The sequence below is a fragment of the Pseudomonas sp. FW215-R2 genome, from assembly GCF_058789255.1.
Map to the genome: position 1 here is coordinate 162,356 of NZ_JBYTBO010000012.1, position 18,364 is coordinate 180,719.

The 18,364-nt window shown below is 61.2% G+C and carries 17 protein-coding genes and 1 tRNA gene; 13 read left to right on the plus strand and 5 right to left on the minus strand.

All coding sequences use genetic code 11. The annotated features are described in order from the left end of the window. The first annotated feature begins 20 nt into the window (after positions 1-20). Complete coding sequence (locus tag AC3WRD_RS18270; RefSeq protein ID WP_096820456.1) at positions 21-1,397, plus strand: GntP family permease; 1,377 nt, start codon at positions 21-23, stop codon at positions 1,395-1,397. 307 nt (positions 1,398-1,704) lie between these two features. Here AC3WRD_RS18270 and AC3WRD_RS18275 read toward each other — a convergent pair. Continuing rightward, positions 1,705-1,792, minus strand: a tRNA-Ser gene (locus AC3WRD_RS18275). Between the two features lie 122 nt (positions 1,793-1,914). On the opposite strand from AC3WRD_RS18275, the gene AC3WRD_RS18280 reads away from it, so the two are divergent. Then, on the plus strand, positions 1,915-2,586 hold the full coding sequence (locus tag AC3WRD_RS18280; RefSeq protein WP_003224442.1) for a Bax inhibitor-1/YccA family protein: 672 nt from the start codon (positions 1,915-1,917) through the stop codon (positions 2,584-2,586). Between the two features lie 79 nt (positions 2,587-2,665). Here AC3WRD_RS18280 and AC3WRD_RS18285 read toward each other — a convergent pair whose 3' ends face one another. Together AC3WRD_RS18285 and AC3WRD_RS18290 are read right to left on the minus strand one after the other, a co-directional pair. Continuing rightward, positions 2,666-2,992: a YceK/YidQ family lipoprotein gene (locus AC3WRD_RS18285; RefSeq protein ID WP_102622308.1), complete on the minus strand. Its 327-nt coding sequence runs from the start codon at positions 2,990-2,992 to the stop codon at positions 2,666-2,668. 40 nt (positions 2,993-3,032) lie between these two features. Continuing rightward, on the minus strand, positions 3,033-3,470 hold the full coding sequence (locus tag AC3WRD_RS18290) for an Lrp/AsnC family transcriptional regulator (protein ID WP_007955121.1): 438 nt from the start codon (positions 3,468-3,470) through the stop codon (positions 3,033-3,035). A 139-nt stretch (positions 3,471-3,609) separates the two neighbouring features. On the opposite strand from AC3WRD_RS18290, the gene AC3WRD_RS18295 reads away from it, so the two are divergent. Beyond that, on the plus strand, positions 3,610-4,503 hold the full coding sequence (locus tag AC3WRD_RS18295) for a DMT family transporter (RefSeq protein WP_102622309.1): 894 nt from the start codon (positions 3,610-3,612) through the stop codon (positions 4,501-4,503). Positions 4,504-4,505: 2 nt separating this feature from the next. On the opposite strand, the gene AC3WRD_RS18300 is transcribed toward AC3WRD_RS18295, so the two are convergent. Both AC3WRD_RS18300 and AC3WRD_RS18305 read right to left on the minus strand, forming a co-directional pair. After that, complete coding sequence (locus AC3WRD_RS18300; protein ID WP_173861393.1) at positions 4,506-5,546, minus strand: FUSC family protein; 1,041 nt, start codon at positions 5,544-5,546, stop codon at positions 4,506-4,508. 46 nt (positions 5,547-5,592) lie between these two features. Then, positions 5,593-7,218, minus strand: coding sequence for an NADP-dependent glyceraldehyde-3-phosphate dehydrogenase (locus AC3WRD_RS18305; RefSeq protein WP_096821799.1), 1,626 nt, complete (start codon positions 7,216-7,218; stop codon positions 5,593-5,595). 267 nt (positions 7,219-7,485) lie between these two features. On the opposite strand from AC3WRD_RS18305, the gene AC3WRD_RS18310 reads away from it, so the two are divergent. From AC3WRD_RS18310 to AC3WRD_RS18355, 10 genes are all read left to right on the plus strand, one after another. Next, positions 7,486-7,839: a c-type cytochrome gene (locus AC3WRD_RS18310; protein ID WP_102622311.1), complete on the plus strand. Its 354-nt coding sequence runs from the start codon at positions 7,486-7,488 to the stop codon at positions 7,837-7,839. A 76-nt stretch (positions 7,840-7,915) separates the two neighbouring features. Continuing rightward, on the plus strand, positions 7,916-9,244 hold the full coding sequence (locus AC3WRD_RS18315) for a D-arabinono-1,4-lactone oxidase (protein WP_173861394.1): 1,329 nt from the start codon (positions 7,916-7,918) through the stop codon (positions 9,242-9,244). A 74-nt stretch (positions 9,245-9,318) separates the two neighbouring features. Then, positions 9,319-10,527, plus strand: coding sequence for a DSD1 family PLP-dependent enzyme (locus AC3WRD_RS18320; protein WP_173861395.1), 1,209 nt, complete (start codon positions 9,319-9,321; stop codon positions 10,525-10,527). Positions 10,528-10,741: 214 nt separating this feature from the next. Beyond that, entirely contained in the window at positions 10,742-11,359 is a 618-nt protein-coding gene (locus tag AC3WRD_RS18325; RefSeq protein ID WP_371858329.1) for a transposase, read from the plus strand. Between the two features lie 55 nt (positions 11,360-11,414). Next, entirely contained in the window at positions 11,415-13,010 is a 1,596-nt protein-coding gene (locus AC3WRD_RS18330; RefSeq protein WP_096821808.1) for a ShlB/FhaC/HecB family hemolysin secretion/activation protein, read from the plus strand. A gap of 14 nt (positions 13,011-13,024) precedes the next feature. Then, positions 13,025-14,824 carry a DUF2341 domain-containing protein gene (locus AC3WRD_RS18335; RefSeq protein WP_096821809.1) on the plus strand — a complete coding sequence of 600 codons (1,800 nt, stop codon included), beginning with the start codon at positions 13,025-13,027 and terminating at the stop codon, positions 14,822-14,824. Positions 14,825-14,835: 11 nt separating this feature from the next. Next, on the plus strand, positions 14,836-15,261 hold the full coding sequence (locus AC3WRD_RS18340; protein ID WP_096821810.1) for an ExbD/TolR family protein: 426 nt from the start codon (positions 14,836-14,838) through the stop codon (positions 15,259-15,261). 3 nt (positions 15,262-15,264) lie between these two features. Then, positions 15,265-15,969 (plus strand): energy transducer TonB family protein, encoded by a 705-nt coding sequence (locus AC3WRD_RS18345; RefSeq protein ID WP_096821811.1) that lies wholly within the window; start codon positions 15,265-15,267, stop codon positions 15,967-15,969. 39 nt (positions 15,970-16,008) lie between these two features. Then, positions 16,009-17,706, plus strand: a complete 1,698-nt coding sequence (locus AC3WRD_RS18350) for a putative porin (RefSeq protein WP_096821812.1) — start codon at positions 16,009-16,011, stop codon at positions 17,704-17,706. Positions 17,707-17,723: 17 nt separating this feature from the next. Next, a complete protein-coding gene (locus AC3WRD_RS18355) occupies positions 17,724-18,353 on the plus strand; it encodes a DNA repair protein (RefSeq protein WP_102622314.1) in 630 nt (209 codons plus the stop codon). Positions 18,354-18,364 lie beyond the last annotated feature (11 nt).

The window sequence follows — 18,364 nt, forward strand, 5'->3', positions numbered from 1 at the left end:
AGCCCAACCGAGAACCTTTCATGACTCCCTTAGATATAGATCTGTTACTGACCGCATTGATCAGCGTCCTGGTGCTGGTAGCGCTGATCGTCTCGCGCCTCAAAATGCACCCGCTGCTGGCTTTGCTGGTAGTTTCCGTCGGCGTAGGCTTTGCAACCGGTATGGAGCCAGATGGCATCGTCTCCCACTTGGTCACCGGCGCCGGCAAGACACTGGGGGCAGTGGGGGTGGTCATCGCGCTGGGGGCGATGCTCGGCAAAATTCTTGCTGACGCCGGCGTCACCGAGCTGATTGCTGCGGTCATCCTCAAGCGCACAACGGATCGGATGATTCCGTGGGCGATGATGATGGTCGCGTTTGTGATTGGCATTCCGATGTTTTTCGAGGTCGGCCTGGTGATCATGCTGCCGCTGATCTTCAGCGTGGCGCGCAAGCTGGAAAGTCAGGCGCGCTTCAAGGGTTCAGCGTATGTCTATGTGGGCGTTCCGGTGATTGCCGCACTGGCCGCTATGCACGGCATGGTCCCGCCGCACCCTGGCCCGTTGACGGCCATCGCCGCGCTGAAAACCTCGGTCGGGCCGACCATGCTCTATGGTTTCCTGGCGGCTATCCCGGCCATGATTTTAGGCGGTCCACTGTATGGCGCATTCATTTCCCCGCGCATGAGCACTCGGCCCGATCAGGTGTTGCTGGATCAGTTCACCCTGGCTGAAAAAGCCGACGATAAATCAAGCCCCAGCGTATACCTTGGCGTGCTGGCAGCCTTGCTGCCGGCGATCCTGATGCTGATCCATGCCGTCGCCGAGATGGTATTGTCCAAGGACAATGCGCTGCTGAAAATGGCCGGTTTCCTCGGCAATCCGCTGATAGCGATGCTGCTGGGCGTGCTGTTCGCTGGGGCCAGTCTGGTACTCGCGCGCGGCGGCGATGCGGGGCAATTGCGCGACTCGCTGGGCAAGAGCCTCAAGCCAATCGCCTCGATCATCATGATCATCGCCGGCGGAGGTGCCTTTCAGGAACTGCTAACCAGCGCCAAGGTGGGCGATGCGATTGTGCACCTGACTCAGCAGTCGGCGTTCCCTCCGCTGATCCTCGGTTGGTTGATCGCCATGTTGCTTTCGGTATCTACCGGTTCCGCCACGGTAGGTATCGTGGGGGCTGCCGGCTTGCTGGCGCCGCTTGCCGGTGCTGATCCCAGCCTCAACCTGCCGCTGCTGGCCTTGTCCATTGGCTGCGGCTCGTTGTTCTTCAACTACGCCAACCATGCAGGTTTCTGGATGGTGAAGGAATCCTTCGGCATGACGATGGGCGAAGCCACCAAGACTATTTCGGTGGTGCAATCGATCGTCGCCGTGGTCGGTTTGATTGTGGTGTTGCTGTTGAACGTGGTCGTGTAATGACCTGAGGCGGCGTCAAATCAGGACGCCGCCATCTGTGAAACCCCTTATTGGCCGTCGATCAGGCGCGGCAGTTGCAGCGGATTGGACTCGCGCAGTGCCTCACCGACCGCTTTTGGCCGGAAGCTGCCAGTTGAATACAGCTACATCTCCGGGTGTGTCGAGTTCGAACAAGTGATGTCGGAGGGGTAGGGTTGCGGAAATGACCGAAAAGATGCGGAAATGATCCAGAGAGGGCGGAACCGAATTTTTCTAAATGCCAGAAACGACAAAGCCCTGAATAATCAGGGCTTTGTCGTACATAAGATGGCGGAGGCGATGGGATTCGAACTCATGGACCTGTTACAGTCGACGGTTTTCAAGACCGTTGCCTTAAACCACTCGGCCACACCTCCGTTGCGTTGCGGGCGCCATAATACCTGAATGAAACACACTGTCAAACTCTGTGCATGGCTTGTTACAGAGCGTCTGTTATGATCTTTGCGACTGAACGTTTCAAACCAACAGGAGTGTCGCCATGCGCGAACAGGATTACGCAGTTCACAACAGCGTGCAGGCTGAGCAGCTAGAGGTTAGCCGCGTCCTGCGCAACACTTATGGCCTACTGGCGCTGACTCTTGCATTCAGCGGCGTGATGGCTTTCGTAGCTCAGCAGATGCGTGTTGGCTACCCGAACATTTTCGTGGTGCTGATCGGCTTCTACGGGCTGTTTTTCCTCACCAACAAACTCCGTGATTCGGCCTGGGGCCTGGTGTCCGCGTTTGCCCTGACCGGTTTCATGGGTTTCCTGCTCGGCCCGATCCTCAACCGTTACCTGGGCATGCAGGGCGGCGCTGAAGTGGTCAGCTCGGCGTTCGCGATGACTGCACTGGTGTTCGGTGGTCTGTCGGCCTACGTGCTGATCACCCGCAAGGACATGAGCTTCCTCGGTGGTTTCATCACCGCCGGTTTCTTCGTGCTGCTGGGTGCCACTCTGGCGGGCATGTTCTTCCAGATCAGCGGCCTGCAACTGGCGATCAGCGCAGGTTTCGTGCTGTTCTCGTCGGTCTGCATCCTGTTCCAGACCAGCGCCATCATCCACGGCGGCGAGCGCAACTACATCATGGCGACCATCAGCCTGTATGTATCGATCTACAACCTGTTCATCAGCTTGTTGCAGATCTTCGGCATCATGAGCCGCGACGACTGATTGGTTTAATCGGCGTTAACAAAAAACCCGCGAAAGCGGGTTTTTTGTTGTCTGCGAAAAAGCGGGCAGGGCGCAGCGATCAGTTGATCTCTATGCTGCCATCGGCGTGTTGCTTGTAAATCGTGTAGGGCAGCAGAAATGTATCCAGCACCCCGGAAACGGCTCCGTCGACCACCAGCCCCAAGGATGGGTTCTTGTAGTTGAACGCATCGACGTCATCCGGTTTTTCGGCGTGCAGCATGCAGAAATCGTACGTCACACCGCTGTAGATGCGCGGTACGGCGCCGCAGTAGGTTCTATTTGCCTTCAACTGATCCACGTTCGCCTTATCGCTGAGTACCACGGTCTGTATGGTCCCGCAACCAGCCAGCATCAATGCCGCCAGTATCACCGCCTGAATTTTCATGCCGCGAATCCTTCGCCGGAAAAACGCCAATCTACGCTTCTCACGCCATCGGCGGCAATCGTCGTTTGACCGGGGTCTTCTTGACGATCGCGGTGTTGGTTTCGGCCAGCGTATTGAGTCGATCAAGCAAGGTATCCAGTTGCTCCATCGAGCGCACATGCAGGCGGGCAATGAAGCAATCTTCGCCGGTCACCTTGTCGCACTCGGTGAACTCGGGAATCGACATAATTTGCCGTTCCACTTCCTGCAACTGCCCCGGCAACGGCCGCACCCGGACAATGGCCTGCAACTGGTAGCCGAAGCACTTAGGATCGATCTCCACGGTGTAGCCCTTGAGTACGCCGCGCTCTTCAAGGCGCCGCAAGCGTTCGGCCACGCTCGGTGAAGACAAGCCGCTGATTTGCGCCAGCGCCTTGAGCGAACGCCGGGAGTCTTCCATCAAGGCCCCGATCAGGATCTGGTCGATATCGTCGGTCATACAAAAATCTCCCGCATTAGGCGAATGATGCAAACCACCCTTGATAAAAAAGGCAGAAATCGAGTTTAGCCTGCTTTTTGCGCTGGAGAAGCTCCGGTCTCGCTTGGCATACTTTTGCCACACATTAAGGAGATTGATGATGGACAACGCAATCCGTCGCGGCTCATTTGAAATGACCGCTGCCATGCTGATATCCGGGACGATAGGCTGGTTCGTACTGGTGTCAGGCCAACCGGTGCTGGACGTGGTGTTCTGGCGCTGCGTATTCGGCGCCGGCACCTTGCTGCTGATCTGCGCCGCGTTCGGTTTCTTGCGTCCGGGGATTCTGACGCGCACCACGTTCCTGCTGGCGGTGCTCAGTGGCATGGCGATCGTCGGCAACTGGGTGTTGCTGTTCGCCTCCTATTCCCGGGCGTCGATTGCCATCGGCACGGCGGTGTACAACGTACAGCCGTTCATGTTGGTGGGTTTGGCGGCGCTGTTTCTTGGCGAGAAGATCACCCTGCAAAAGCTGTTCTGGCTGGGAATTTCCTTCCTCGGCATGTTGGCGATTGTCAGTGCCCACGGCGAGCAAGGCGAGGGCGGCAATGACTACCTGATGGGGATCGCCCTGGCCCTTGGCGCGGCATTGTTGTATGCCATCGCCGCGTTGATCATCAAGCGCCTGACCGGCACGCCGCCACACTTGATCGCGCTGATCCAGGTCTGCACCGGGGTGTTGATGCTCGCACCGTTTGCTCACTTCAGCGCGCTGCCGCAAGCGCCCAGTGCCTGGGCGAGTCTGGTCACGCTGGGCATCGTTCACACGGGCCTGATGTATGTGCTGCTCTACGGCGCGATCCAGAAACTGCCGACCGCACTGACTGGCGCACTGTCGTTCATCTATCCGATTGCGGCGATTTTTGTTGACTGGTTTGCCTTCGGCCATCAACTGCAAACCCTGCAATGGGTAGGCGTGGCGGCCATCCTGCTGGCTGCCGCCGGGATGCAACAGGGCTGGGGTTTCAAGTCGCGACGGTTGGCGGCGCAGTAACCTCAGATGTTCCAGCGCGGCGCGGTTTTCGCCAGGCGCTGGCGCATTTCGCCGATGTTGGACGCCAGTTGCCGGGTCAATAGACGGTAACCGTCCAACGGGTTGTAGACCGGGGCGTCGAGGCTGGCGTCCGGTAATTCCACCGGGCGCCCGAGACGCTGGGTTGCACCGGTTTTCAGGGCCCGGGCCATGCCGATCAGTTGCACGCGAATCTGCCGGTGCTCGGCCTTCAATGCCGATTGCAGATGCGCCATCGCTTCAGGATCGTTGGTGTCCGGCCGAGTATTGCCGAGGATTTCCAGGGTGCTGATGCACATGCGCAGGTTGCGCTGGATCGCATCCAGTTCGGTCATCGATACCTTCACTTCCTTGGACACCGACGGCATCAGTGAGCGCAGTTGCACCATCACCGTGTTCAGCCGGCCCATCAGTTTCAAGTGTTCATCGGCCGAAACCGGTTCACCACTGATGATCCGCCCGTACACCGTGGCGCAATCGCGCAATGCGTCGGCCAGGTTGTAGCGCCACGAATACACCGCGTACAGCGGCAACGCGAAGGAAAAAGCCAGGGCCAGGGCGATACCGATCAGGATATCGACCCCGCGCCACAGCCCGTCGGTGATCGGGTTGTCGCCATGCCCGGCGACAATGAAAACGGTGATGGCCGAAAGCAGGGCGGTGTAGCCGCCCTTGCCGATGGCGTGATACGAGAAGAATCCGCACACCACCGCCATTGCAAAATAGGTCAGCCACGGCATTCCCAGCCACGCCTGTTGTGCCACCAATAACAGGCCGACGCCGGCACCGATCAAGGTGCCGGTGGCGCGTTCGGCGGCTTTCTTGCCGATGTTGCCGTGGTGCTGCAAACCACCGATGACCACCAGCATGGTCACCGACGCCCACTCGCCGTGGGGCAGGTTGATGCCGGTGGTCAACAGAATCGTCGCCAGCAACCCCAGCGCCACCCGCACCGCATGAATCAACCGCGCGTGTCGGTAGCGACGGTACGGGTCCAGCAATGGCCGCAGAATTCGCCGCAACAGCGGCGGCCAGCGGTGGGGGCTGAAAGTGCTCAGCGGTGATTCCTCCTTAAAAGATGTAATCGGTCGCGATGAAGTTTGAATCCCGTCCGCGAATGATTTCGCTGATCAGATCCTTGTTGGGTTCCTGGAACTTGGTCGCCACCAGTGTACGGATCGAAAACACCCGCAGCGCATCGTGTACCGACAGCGTGCCTTCGGCGGAGTTCTTGCGCCCGTTGAACGGGTAGGTGTCCGGGCCGCGCTGGCACTGGGCGTTGAGGTTGATACGCCCGACCTGGTTGGCGAAGGTGTCCACCAATCGGCCGACCGCCACCGGGTTGGTGCCGAAGATGCTCAGTTGCTGGCCGAAGTCCGATTCCAGCACGTAGTCGATCACGGTATCGAGGTGACGGTACGGCACGATCGGCACCACCGGGCCGAACTGCTCTTCCTGATAGACGCGCATCTGTGGCGTCACCGGGTACAGCACTGCTGGATAGAAGAACGACTCTCGCGACTCGCCGCCATTCGGGTTGACCACTTGGGCGCCTTTGCTCTGCGCGTCAGCCACCAGGCCGTGCAGGTAGTCGACCTTGCCCGACTCCGGCAGCGGCGTCAGCGAAACCCCGCTGTCCCACGGCATGCCCGGTTTGAGGCTGGCCAGTTTGGCGTTGAATTTCTCGATGAAGCTTTCAACCACGTCTTCATGCACAAACAGGATCTTCAGCGCGGTGCAACGCTGGCCGTTGAACGACAAGGAACCGGTGACCGCTTCACTGACCGCGTTATCCAGATCGACCTCGGGCAGGACGATGCCGGGGTTCTTCGCATCCAGCCCCAACGCGGCGCGCAAACGGTGCGGTTTCGGGTGCAGTTTCTTCAGGTCGCTGGCGGCCTTGTTGGTGCCGATGAAGGCGAAGATGTCGATCTTGCCGCTGGCCATCAGCGCACTGACGGTCTCGCGGCCGCTGCCGTAGATGACGTTGATGACACCGGTCGGGAAGCTGTCGCGGAAAGCTTCGAGCAATGGACGGATCAGCAGCACGCCGAGCTTGGCCGGTTTGAACACCACGGTGTTGCCCATGATCAGCGCCGGAATCAGCGTGGTGAACGTCTCGTTCAGCGGATAGTTGTAAGGGCCCATGCACAGCGCCACACCGAGCGGTACGCGGCGGATCTGGCCGAGGGTGTCCTGTTCCAGCTCGAAACGGCTGGAGCGGCGGTCGAGTTCTTTCAGCGCATTGATGGTGTCGACGATGTAGTCGCAGGTGCGGTCGAACTCTTTTTCCGAGTCCTTGAGGTTCTTGCCGATTTCCCACATCAGCAGTTTCACCACGGCGTCGCGCTGTTGGCGCATGCGCCCAAGGAAGGCTTCGACGTGCTGGATGCGTTCGGCCACGCGCATGGTCGGCCACAGGCCCTGGCCCCGGTCGTAGGCGCGCACGGCGGCGTCGAGGGCGGTGAGGGCGGTCTCGGCGTCCAGCAGCGGCGTGCTGCCGAGGATCACTTGTTCGTCGCCGTTATCACCCTTGAGATAGACCGGGCTGCGCACGGTGGCGAGCGGGCCGTCCCAGCGGCGCAACTGGCCATCGACCAGGTATTCGCGTTGCTCGACCTGACCGTCGAGGCGGTATTTTTCCGGGATGTCGCTGACAGAAGGGAACAAGTTGCCAAGGATGTTTGCTGTGGTCATGTCGCTACCCTGCTTGCCAATTGAAAAAGTCTGTACAGGTTATACGCCTGAATGCGCTGAAATTTAAACCCGCAAATGTCACCCGAATGTCACGCAAAGGCGCAGGGCAGAGGGCTCAACAAGATTCCCACCTTTTATTCGATCCCGAGTCGCATCCCGACTGTCCCCGTTTGCCCCCTTCACTGGCCCGCAATGCCCTCAACCCGCCGCCGTCGCTGCCTTAAGGTGTGATCACAACAATAAGTGGCACCCCACGCGAGGATCGTTATGCGGGCATCCCGAATCACGTTGCTGCTGATGCTGGTCACTGCGCTGGCCGGCTGCGGCGAAGACCCCAAACCCCCGGCCAGCACTAACAACGCCATGCCCAAAGACCCGGCGCTGGCGCAGATCTACGCCAACAGTTGCCAGCTCTGCCACGCCAACCCCGCCGCGAATGCGCCGCTGACCGGTGACCGCAAGGCCTGGGAACCGCGCATTCAGCAGGGCGCCGACACGCTGCTCGACCACGCCATCAACGGCTACAACGGCATGCCGCCAATGGGCCAGTGCGTCGAGTGCTCGGAAGAACAATTCCTTCAGTTGATCGGCTTCATGGCCGACCAGCCGCTCCCACAATAAGGATCCTGGCATGCGGATAGATCTGACACGCCGGCAGTTGTTGCAACGGGCAAGCATCGTCGGGGCGTTCAGCGCGCTGGCCTCCAACCCGGCGCTGGGCCAGTTGATGCGCGCGCCCCGGCTGATTCCCTGGCGCAACTGGTCGGGCGGACAGAGTTGCCTGCCGGCGGCGCGGGTGGCGCCGAAGAATCTGGATGAACTGACGTCGGTGATTCAGCAGGCACCGGGCAAGATTCGCCCGGTCGGCTCGGCGCATTCCTTCAGCGCATTGGTGCCCACCGACGGCACGTTGTTGTCGCTGAGTTACTTCAACGGACTGCTCGATCACGACCCGAAAACCTTGCAAGCCGAATTCGCCGCCGGCACACCGATGTCGCGCATGGGCACGCCGCTCAAGGACGTCGGCCAGGCCCTGCAAAACATGGCCGACATCGACTACCAGACCCTCGCCGGGGCCATTTCCACCTCGACTCACGGCACCGGCAAAACCTTCCAGTCCTACTCGGCCCACGTCTGCGGGATGCAACTGGTGACCGCCAACGGCGAAGTGCTGGACTGCGACAGCCAGCGACATCCCGACGTGTTCAACGCCGCCCGTGTGTCCCTTGGCGCGCTGGGTGTGGCCACCAAAATTCGCCTGCAAAACCGCCCGGCCTATCGCCTGCGGGAAACCCAGTGGATCGCCAAGACCGAAGAACTGCTGGAAGACATCGACAAGAACACCCGCGAAAACCAGCACTGGGAAATGCTCGTCGTCACTCATTCCGACTACGCCTTGTCGATCGCCCTCAACGAAACCACCGACCCGCCCACGCCACCGATCCCGCCTGAAGAGGAGGGCGGCAACGAGTTCGTGACGCTGATCGAGAAGATCGACAAGTACGGCAGCGACTTCCCGAACCTGCGCAGCTCGCTACTCAACAGCCTGCGGCATCTGGCGAGTTTCGATGACCGGGTCGGCGACTCGTTCGACATCTACGCCAACGTGCGCACGGTGCGCTTCAACGAAATGGAATATTCGGTGCCCGCCGAGCAGGGCCCGGCATGCCTGCGCGAGATTCTCAAGCTGATCCGTGACAAGGACCTGCGCACCTGGTTTCCCATCGAGTACCGCTACGTGAAGGCCGACGACATTCCGCTGAGCATGTTCGAGGGCCGCGACAGCTGTTCGATCTCGGTCCACCAGCATTACCAGATGGATCACCACAACTTCTTTGCCGCCGTCGAGCCGATCTTCTGGAAGTACAACGGCCGTCCGCACTGGGGCAAGTTGCACACACTCAATGCCCGCACGTTGCAAACGCTCTATCCGCGCTGGCAGGAGTTTATTCAGGTGCGTCAGGCGCTGGACCCGAGCGGCAAGTTTCTCAACGGGCATCTGTCGTCGATTCTGGGGGTGAGCTGATGGCGGTCAATCGACGTAATTTCGTGCTCGGCACTTTGGGTGTCGGTGCCTTGTTGGTGGGCGTTGGTGCATGGCTGCGGCCGGGGGATCGCGGCGGGCTCTACAGCGAATATTTCCGGGCGCTGAACAATGAACTCAAGGAAAAAGGCCCGATGCGCCCGGTGTTGCTGATCGATCTGGATCGGCTCGATCACAACATCGATGTGGTGATGCGCTCGGTCAAACGCACCGGCAAACACCTGCGGTTGGTGGAGAAATCGTTGCCGTCGCCGGGGCTGCTCAGCTACATCGCTCAAAGGGCAGGGACTCAGCGACTGATGTCGTTTCATCAGCCGTTTCTCAATCACGATGCACAGGTTTACCCGCAGTCCGACATTCTGCTCGGCAAGCCCTTGCCGGTACGCTCGGCGGAGCTGTTCTACCAGACCCACAAAGGCCCGTTCGACCCGGCGAAGCAACTGCAATGGCTGATCGACAACCCCGAACGCCTGCAGCAATACCTCGCGCTGGCCCAGGGTTTGGGCACGCGGATGCGGATCAACATCGAGCTGGACGTCGGCCTGCACCGTGGCGGCGTCAGTGATCTGAACGTGCTCGGGCAGATGCTCGCGCTGATCGCCGCCAACCCGCAGCACCTGGAGTTCGCCGGGTTCATGGGCTACGACCCGTTCGTGGGCATGGGCGTGCCGGGGATTCTCGGTTCGCCCGAAGAGCTGTTCGCCAAGGTGATGGTGATTTATCAGCGCTGCGTCGACTTCACCCGACAGCAATATCCGGCGCTGTGGCATGACGGCTTATGCCTGAACACCGCCGGCAGTCCGAGTTACCGCATGCACGAAAACGAAAATCTCAGCAGCGAGGTGTCGGTGGGGACGGCGATGCTCAAGCCGACTCATTACGACTTACCGTCGTTGGTCGAACACGAGCCTGCCGCGTACATCGCCACACCGGTGTTGAAAAGCACGGGGGCGGTAAACATTCCCGCGCTGGATGACAAGTCGAAACTGTTTTCGTGGTGGGACGCCAATCAGCGGCAGACTTTCTTCATCTACGGCGGCAACTGGATGGCTGAGTTCGAATCGCCGCCGGGCCTGCAGAGTAACGGTGTGTATGGCCGAAGTTCGAATCAGGAGATGGTCAATGGTTCAAATGCCGTGGGGCTGACGGTGGAGGATCAGGTGTTCCTGCGACCGACCCAGACTGAAGCCGTCCTCCTGCAATTCGGTGACTTGCTGGCGGTACGTGGCGGCAAGATCGTCGATACCTGGCCAGTTTATTCCTGACGTTGAATTGCGATGAAACCCTGTGGGAGCCAGCCAGTTCCCACAGGTTTTTTTATGCCCGCAGTTTCCCGATCAAATTCCGTAATGAAGCTTTTATGACAAAAGTTCGGTAGCACATCGCCAGTCCGGTCATGCCTATGTAACGCGCTTGAGGGGCCCTTTGGGCGCTTTTCACAAGCCGAGGCGGGACGCCGGGAGTGAGGCAATGGGGACTATGGAACGCTACTCGAAAGTGGGCATGCAGGAACTCGATCAACGCCTGTCGAAGATCGTCGAAGCCGCGCGCAAGAAGCCGGTTTCGGTGTATCGCTACGGCGCGCCGTGGGTCTGGATCGTGTCGCAGGATGACTGGCAGGGCGCCTTGAAAGAGGTCTCCAGCTACATTCCCCCAGGGCATTCGCTGGTGCTGCTGCGCCCGCAGATCGACGACCTGTTCGACGCTCACAGCGATCTTCTGCACGACCTCAACGCCCAGCCCGGCATGCTGATCCCGGCGCAGACGGTCATGCACATCCTGCTCCTGCAACTGCTGTATTCGGTGCCCAGCGAGCAGCAGCTCTACGAACAGCTCAATTACAACCTGCTGTTCCGCTGGTTCGTCGGCCTGGGCCTGAACCAGAAAGTCTGGAGCTTCAACGTCCTCAGTCGCGACATCGCCATGCTGCTCAACGAGCCGCGTGCGGTGCAGCTCATCCAGAAAATCATCGGTGAAGTGTTCTGCGGCGCGCTGCTGCAAATGCCCGAGTTCTCCTTGAACTTCGCGCTGCTGCACACCTGGCTGGGCAAACACACCGGGGCCTGCACTTCAGCAATCAAGAACGCCAGTAACTGACGCACACGCAAGGCGCATGAGCGCCAACAGGTCATCGCGAATTTCAGGGGGTAGTGTGGATCAGATTTTCACGTCACGGCTGGCGCTGTGGGGCTGGCTGCTGGTGACGGCCGGCGCGCAGCCGGCGTTCGCCGAGGAGGCCGAAAACACAGCGGCGCAGCGTCTGGTGGACGTCAACGAATACTTCGTGCGCGGCAACACTGTGCTCGATGCGCGGGCGATCGAAGAAGCGGTGTATCCGTTTCTCGGCCCGCAAAAAGCCTTGAGCGACATCGAAGGCGCGCGGGACGCCTTGCAGAAGATCTATCAGGAACGCGGCTATCAATCGGTGTTCGTTGAACTGCCGGAGCAAGCGGTGGCCGACGGCATCGTCTACCTGCAAGTCAGCGAAACCAAGGTCGGCCGGGTACGGGTGGTCGGCGCCAAACACTATTCGCCGCTGGACATCCGCGACAACGTCCCGGCCCTGAAGGAAGGCGAAGTGCCGGACTTCGCCAAGGTCCAGGGCGAACTGGCGCAACTCAACAAGACCCCGGGCCGCCAGGTGATGCCGCTGGTTCGCGAAGGCCAGCGCCCCGGCACCATGGACGTGGACCTGCAAGTCGAAGACCAGAACCCGTGGACCGCCAGCGTGGGGCTGAACAACGACTACAGCGCCGATACCGAAAAACTCCGCGCTGTCACCAGCCTCGGTTACAACAACCTCTGGCAGCTCGGCCACAGCGTCAACCTGACGTTCTTCACCGCGCCGCAGGACACCGACAACGCCAAGGTCTGGTCGGGCTCGTACACCGCGCCGTTGACCGATCGCTGGAGCGTGCAGTTCTCCGGTTACCAGTCCGACAGCAACGTCGCCACCATCGGCGGCAGCAACGTGCTCGGCAAAGGCCATTCCTACGGCGTATCGGCGATCTACACGATCCCGTCCAGCGGCAACTGGTCGAACTCGCTGTCGGCCGGCATCGACTTCAAGGACTTCGACGAACGCCTGACCCTGTCCGGCGAAAGCGACAAGGTGCCGCTGAAATACGCGCCGTTCACCTTCGCCTACAACGGCTATCGCTACACCGAAAAGAGCCAGCTCGGCCTCGGCCTGAGCCTGGTCGCGGCCACCCGCAGCATTTTCGGCTACGGCAGCTCCGACGAAGAGTTCGACTACAAACGCTACCGCGCCAACCCGAGTTTCGCCGTGCTCAAGGGCGACACCAACTTCACCTGGACCTTCGACAGCGACTGGCAGAGCGCAAGCAAAGCCGCGTTCCAGCTGGCGTCGGGGCCACTGGTTTCCAACGAACAATTCTCTGCCGGCGGCGCGACCTCGGTACGCGGCTATCTGGCCGCCGAACGCACCGGTGATGACGGCGTGCTGCTCAGTCAGGAAGTCCGCACACCGTCGCTGGCCAAGTACGCCGGCACCTGGATGCAGGACTGGCGCTTCTACGCCTTTGCCGAAGGCGCGCAGCTGTATCTGCGCGACGAGCTGCCGGACCAGGACGCCAGTTACGCCCTGGCCAGCGTCGGCCTCGGCACCCGCGCCAGCCTGAGCAAATGGCTGTCCGGCAGCGTCGACTGGGGCTACCCGCTACTCGAAGGGCCGAACACCTCGAAACAGGAATCGCGCCTGCACTTCAACCTTCAGGCCACTTTCTAACAAGGAGCACTTCCATGCAGCGCCTCTTCCTTTCGTTGTTGATCTGCCTGGGCTTCGTGCTCCCGGCCACGGCTCAGGCCTGGTGGCAGGACGACTGGCATTACCGCAAACAGATCGCCGTCGACACCACGCCGCAGGGCGCCGGGATCAATCAGGCCCTCGGCCGCACCGCGCTGCTGGTGCGTCTGCACACCGGCAACTTCACGTTTGATGGCGTGAAAGAGGACGGCTCGGACCTGCGCTTCGTCGCGGCCGATGACAAGACCGTGCTCAACCACCAGATCGAAAGCTTCGATGCGCTGATGGGCATGTCGCTGATCTGGGTCGATGTGCCGAATGTCGAGGGCGGTCAGCGCCAGGACATCTGGATGTACTACGGCAACCAGAAGGCCCCGGCGACCGGCAACGGTCAGCTCACATTCGATCCGAATTACACCGCGCTCTATCACTTCGAAGGCGCCACCGGCACCCCGGCGAAAGACACCACTGCCTACGGCAACACCGCGCAGAGCGCGACCGGCGCCGCCATCGACGGCGTAGTAGGGCGGGCCTTGCAGTTCAGCGGTCAGCCGTTGCTGCTGCCGGCCAGCCCGTCGCTGCAACATAACGCTGGCAGCGCGTTCACCTTCAGTGCCTGGCTGAGACTGGATCAGGCCAACGGCGAGCAACTGATCCTGGCCCGCCGCGAAGGCGCCAACAGCCTGCTGGTCGGTGTGAATCAGGGCGTGCCGTTCGTGGAAATCGACGGCCAGCGCGCTGTGGCCACACAACCGCTGAATCCGGGCCAATGGCAGCACGTTGCGCTGACCGCCGAAGGCGCGAAAGTGACGCTGTACATCAACGGTCGCGAAGGCGCGGCATTGGCCCAGGCGATGCCGGCGTTCAATTCGGTCATGGCCATTGGCGCCGATTTGCACGAAGGTCCTTTCCAGCCGTTCGTGGGCGCCATCGATGAACTGCGCCTGTCGAAAGTCGCCCGTCCGGCGCCGCTGTTGCTGGCCGACGCCACTTCCCAAGGCGCCGAGTCGAAACTGGTGGCTTACGGTGTCGATGAAGAACAGTCCGGTTTCGGTTTCGGCAGCCTCGGCTTCCTGCTCAACGCCGTGCCGGTGGACGCCTGGGTGATCATCGCGGTGCTGGTGCTGATGATGTTCCAGTCGTGGATCATCATGCTGCGCAAGAACCGCACCCTGAGCCGTGTCACTGCGGCCAACGAAGACTTCCGCGTGCAATTCGCCAAGGTTGGCACGCGCCTGGAAATGTTCGCCGACGACGCGCAACTCGCCCAGCGTTTGCAGCACTCGCCTCTGTGGCGCCTGTACCAAGTGGCGGTGAAAGAGATCCGCACCCGCCGCGAGCAGGGCGCCGATACCTCGTCGGTTTCGGCGGCGACCATCGAAGCCATCCGCTGCTCCATGGACGGCGTGCGCACCCGGGAAAACCAGCAACTCAGCTCGAAGCTCTCGACCCTGTCCAACGCTATCGCCGGCGGCCCGTACATCGGCCTGCTCGGCACCGTGCTGGGGATCATGGTGGTGTTCCTCGGCACGGCCATGGCCGGCGACGTCAACATCAACGCTATCGCCCCAGGTATGGCCGCAGCCTTGCTGGCCACCGCCATGGGCCTGTTCGTCGCGATCCCGGCGCTGTTTGGCTACAACCGCCTGATCACCCGCAACAAGGAAGTCAGCGCCGACATGCGCGTGTTCGTCGACGAGTTCATCACCCGTCTGGCGGAGATGCACGGCGAAGGCCAGTCCAGTGAAGCGGCGCATCAGCGCGGTCATCACGCCAACCATTCCGTACCGGCCTGAGGAGCACTGACATGGCGTCCGTAAATGCCTCCCACGACGATGACGAAGATGCCGCAGTGGACAGCATCAACATCACGCCACTGGTGGACGTGCTGATGGTGGTGCTGGTGATGTTCATCCTCACCGCCACCGCGCAGGTCTCCGGGATCCAGATCAACTTGCCCAAGGCCAGCGCCGCCGTGTCGCTGTCCGAGGCCAAGACCAAGGCGATTTCGGTCAACGACGGCGGCCAGGTGTTCCTCGACGCCTACCCGGTGACCTTGCCGGAGCTGGAAGAGCGCCTGCGCATCGAGAAGGCGCAGAACCCGGACTTCCCGGTGATCGTGCGCGGCGACGCCACGGTGCAGTACCAGAAGGTTATCGAAGTGCTGGATCTGCTGCGCCGGCTCGAACTGTCCCAGGTCGGTCTCGTCACCGGCAAACCGAGTCAGGGCTGAGTCATGACCGCACAACTTCCGATCGAACCGCTGCCGGTGAAGCCGTCGCCCTTGCGCTATGCGAAGTGGGGCGCCGGGCTGGTTCTCGCCGCACTCGCCGCGTGGTTCCTGTGGCAGTGGGCCAACGACATGAGCGGCATTCGCCGCGAAGCGCCGAAAGTGCCGACGATCATCCCGTTGCCGCCACCGCCACCTCCGCCGCCGGAAAAACCACCGGAGCCGGAAACCCCGGTGGAAGAAAAAATCGTCGAACCGGAGCCGACGCCCGAGCCACAGGAAGTGAAACCCGAAGAAGAAGCGCCGCCATCGCCAGCGGACGACCTGGCCAACCCGATGCAAATGGACGGCGACGCCCAGAGCGGCAACGACGCGTTCAACATCGGCGCGGGCAAGGGCGGCGGCATGGCCGGCGCGGGCGGTGGACGCGTGGGTAACGGTACCTACAGCCAGTTCCTCGCGTTCACTTTCCAGAAGCTGCTGCGCGAGAACCCCGACCTGCGCAACCTCGCGTTTTCGCTGCAGGCCGATGTGTGGCTGAGCAGCGTCGGCGAGATCACCCGGGTCGAGCTGATCAAGTCCAGCGGCAACCCCGAGATTGACAGTCAAGTGCTGGCCGCCTTGCGTAACGCGCCGCATCTGAGCGAACGGCCGCCGGCCTCCATCACCTTGCCTGTGCGCATGTCCCTGCAAGGGCGGCGTCCGGGTTAACCGAATTCATAAAGCTGTATGAAAAGGAGTTGTGTGCAGATGATTTCCAACGTGAATCGATTGTCCCTGGCGGTCGGCATGGTCATCGCGACCCTGGTCGGTCAGGCCGCGGCAGCGCCTGCGCCCTCGGAGAACGCCACGATCAATCTGATCCGCTTGCTGGTCGAGCAGGGCATTCTGAAACAGGACAAGGCTGACGCACTGATCGCCCAGGCCCAGAACGAAGCGGCCCAGGCCAAGCAGGCTGCGGCGTCTACCGCCGTGGCGGCCGGGCCGGTCGCCGCACCGGGCGATGTGCGGGTGCAATACGTGCCGGCCGCGGTGCGCGACCAGATCCGTGATCAGGTCAAGGCCGAGGTCATGGCCACCGCCAAGCAAGAAAACTGGGCCGCGCCCAACACCTTCCCGGACTGGGCGTCGCGCATCAGCTTCGACGGCGATATTCGTCTGCGTGACGAGTCGCGCTACTACTCGGGCAGCAACAGCAACGAAATCGTCGACTTCGCCAAACTCAACAACAACGGCCCGTACGACGTGAACCCCAACAGCAGCACCGCATTGCCGCCGTTGCTCAACACCCGTGAAGACCGTACCAACCTGTTCCGCCTGCGCGCCCGACTGGGCATGAAAGCGGTGATTTCGCCGGAATGGACTGCCGGCATCCGCATCGGCACCGGCTCGGACAATAACCCGGTGTCGACCACCCAGAGCCTTGGCGGCGGCTTCGCCAAGAAAGACATCTGGCTCGATCAGGGTTACTTGACCTGGAAACCATCGGATGAGCTGACCCTGACCGGTGGCCGGTTCGCCAACCCGTTCATGTCCACCGACATGCTGTATTCCAACGACCTGAACTTCGACGGCGTGGCGGCGATTTTCGACCACAAACTCAGCAGCGACTGGGGCGTGTTCGGCACCATCGGCGCGTTCCCGGTGGACTACACCAACGACACCACCACCAGCAACGGCTTCGACAAGGAAGAAAGCGACAACAAATGGCTTTATGGCGGGCAGGTCGGCGCCAAGTGGGCGATCAACAGCAACAACCGCTTGAAAGGTGCTTTGGCTTACTACCGCTTCCAGGACATCCAGGGCCAGCGCTCCAGCCCTTGCGAGCCGTGGGCCGGCGCGCCGGGCTGCGACAGCGACGGCACGCGTGCCGCATTCATGCAGAAGGGCAACAGCGTGTTCCTGCTGCGTGACATTACGCCGAACCCGCTCAATCCGAGCACCACGCCGCAGCCGCAATTCGTTGGCCTGGCTTCGGAGTTCAACCTGCTGGACCTGAACCTCGTGTGGGACGCCGACCTGCCGGAAGACTTCAAGCTGCGCACCCAGGGCAACTACATCCACAACCTCGGCTACGACGAAGGCGACATGCGCAAGCGTGCGGCCGGGCAACTGGTCAACAACCTCGACAGCAACGGCAACATTGAAAGCGGCGCCAACGCGTGGATGGTTCAGTTCACGCTCGGCAGCGCGCTGGAGCTGAAGAAGCAGGGCGACTGGAATATGTTCGCCGGCTACAAGTACATCCAGCCTGACGCCTTGCCGGACGGTTTCAACGACTCGTCGTTCCACCTCGGCGGCACCAACGCCAAGGGCTATTTCCTGGGTGGCAACTACGGTCTGGCGAAGAACGTCTACGCCACCGGCCGCTGGATGAGCACCGAGGCGGTGTATGGCGCGCCGTTCGACATCGACGTCTTGCAGCTCGAGATCAACACGCGCTTCTAAGGCGCCGGGAGAGGGTTATGAACGCGCGATTTTTAGTGTTGGGTCTGGGCTTGATAGTCGCCAGCGGGGCCAGCGCCGAAGGCATGGAGGAACGTCTGCGCACTCAGTTGCGCAGCACCACCCAGCAGCTGCAAACCCTGCAAAGCCAGCAGGCCCAGGCCAGCGCCGCGCAACTGGCGGCGCAGAGCGAAGCCAAGGCAGCGCAGGCGCAAATCAAGCAATTGACCGCCGAGCTCGCCAAGGCCAAAGGCGTCGCCGAGCAACTGGCCGGGCAGCAGCAAAGTCTGCACAGCCAGGCTCAGGCACAGGTGGCGGCGAGTAACGAGCAGACCGGCAAGTTCAAGAAAGCCTATGACGAGCTGCTGGTCATGGCCCGTGCCAAAGAGGCAGAACGGTCTAAGCTTCAGGCGCAATTGACTGAACGTGACACACAAGTGCAGCAATGTTCGGTCAAGAATCAGCAGATGTACGGCGTGGCCAAGCAGATTCTCACCGCCTACGAAAACATCGATGTGGCCGAGGTGATGAAAATCCGCCAGCCCTTCGCCGGCAGCGCCCGGGTCAAGTTCGATGAACTGGCTCAGGGCTTCGGCGATGAACTGTACAAGACTCAATTCGATGCGCCGCAAGCCGCGATCGCGCACTGATTAAAAGACTC

Coding starts and splice junctions, on each gene's coding strand:
- AC3WRD_RS18355 (WP_102622314.1), top strand. CDS start 17,724: ATGAACGCGCGATTTTTAGTGTTGGGTCTGGGCTTGATAGTCGCCAGC.
- AC3WRD_RS18310 (WP_102622311.1), top strand. CDS start 7,486: ATGCGGGCATCCCGAATCACGTTGCTGCTGATGCTGGTCACTGCGCTG.
- AC3WRD_RS18285 (WP_102622308.1), bottom strand. CDS start 2,992: ATGAAAATTCAGGCGGTGATACTGGCGGCATTGATGCTGGCTGGTTGC.
- AC3WRD_RS18280 (WP_003224442.1), top strand. CDS start 1,915: ATGCGCGAACAGGATTACGCAGTTCACAACAGCGTGCAGGCTGAGCAG.
- AC3WRD_RS18290 (WP_007955121.1), bottom strand. CDS start 3,470: ATGACCGACGATATCGACCAGATCCTGATCGGGGCCTTGATGGAAGAC.
- AC3WRD_RS18305 (WP_096821799.1), bottom strand. CDS start 7,218: ATGACCACAGCAAACATCCTTGGCAACTTGTTCCCTTCTGTCAGCGAC.
- AC3WRD_RS18345 (WP_096821811.1), top strand. CDS start 15,265: ATGACCGCACAACTTCCGATCGAACCGCTGCCGGTGAAGCCGTCGCCC.
- AC3WRD_RS18340 (WP_096821810.1), top strand. CDS start 14,836: ATGGCGTCCGTAAATGCCTCCCACGACGATGACGAAGATGCCGCAGTG.
- AC3WRD_RS18295 (WP_102622309.1), top strand. CDS start 3,610: ATGGACAACGCAATCCGTCGCGGCTCATTTGAAATGACCGCTGCCATG.
- AC3WRD_RS18270 (WP_096820456.1), top strand. CDS start 21: ATGACTCCCTTAGATATAGATCTGTTACTGACCGCATTGATCAGCGTC.
- AC3WRD_RS18350 (WP_096821812.1), top strand. CDS start 16,009: ATGATTTCCAACGTGAATCGATTGTCCCTGGCGGTCGGCATGGTCATC.
- AC3WRD_RS18335 (WP_096821809.1), top strand. CDS start 13,025: ATGCAGCGCCTCTTCCTTTCGTTGTTGATCTGCCTGGGCTTCGTGCTC.
- AC3WRD_RS18325 (WP_371858329.1), top strand. CDS start 10,742: ATGGAACGCTACTCGAAAGTGGGCATGCAGGAACTCGATCAACGCCTG.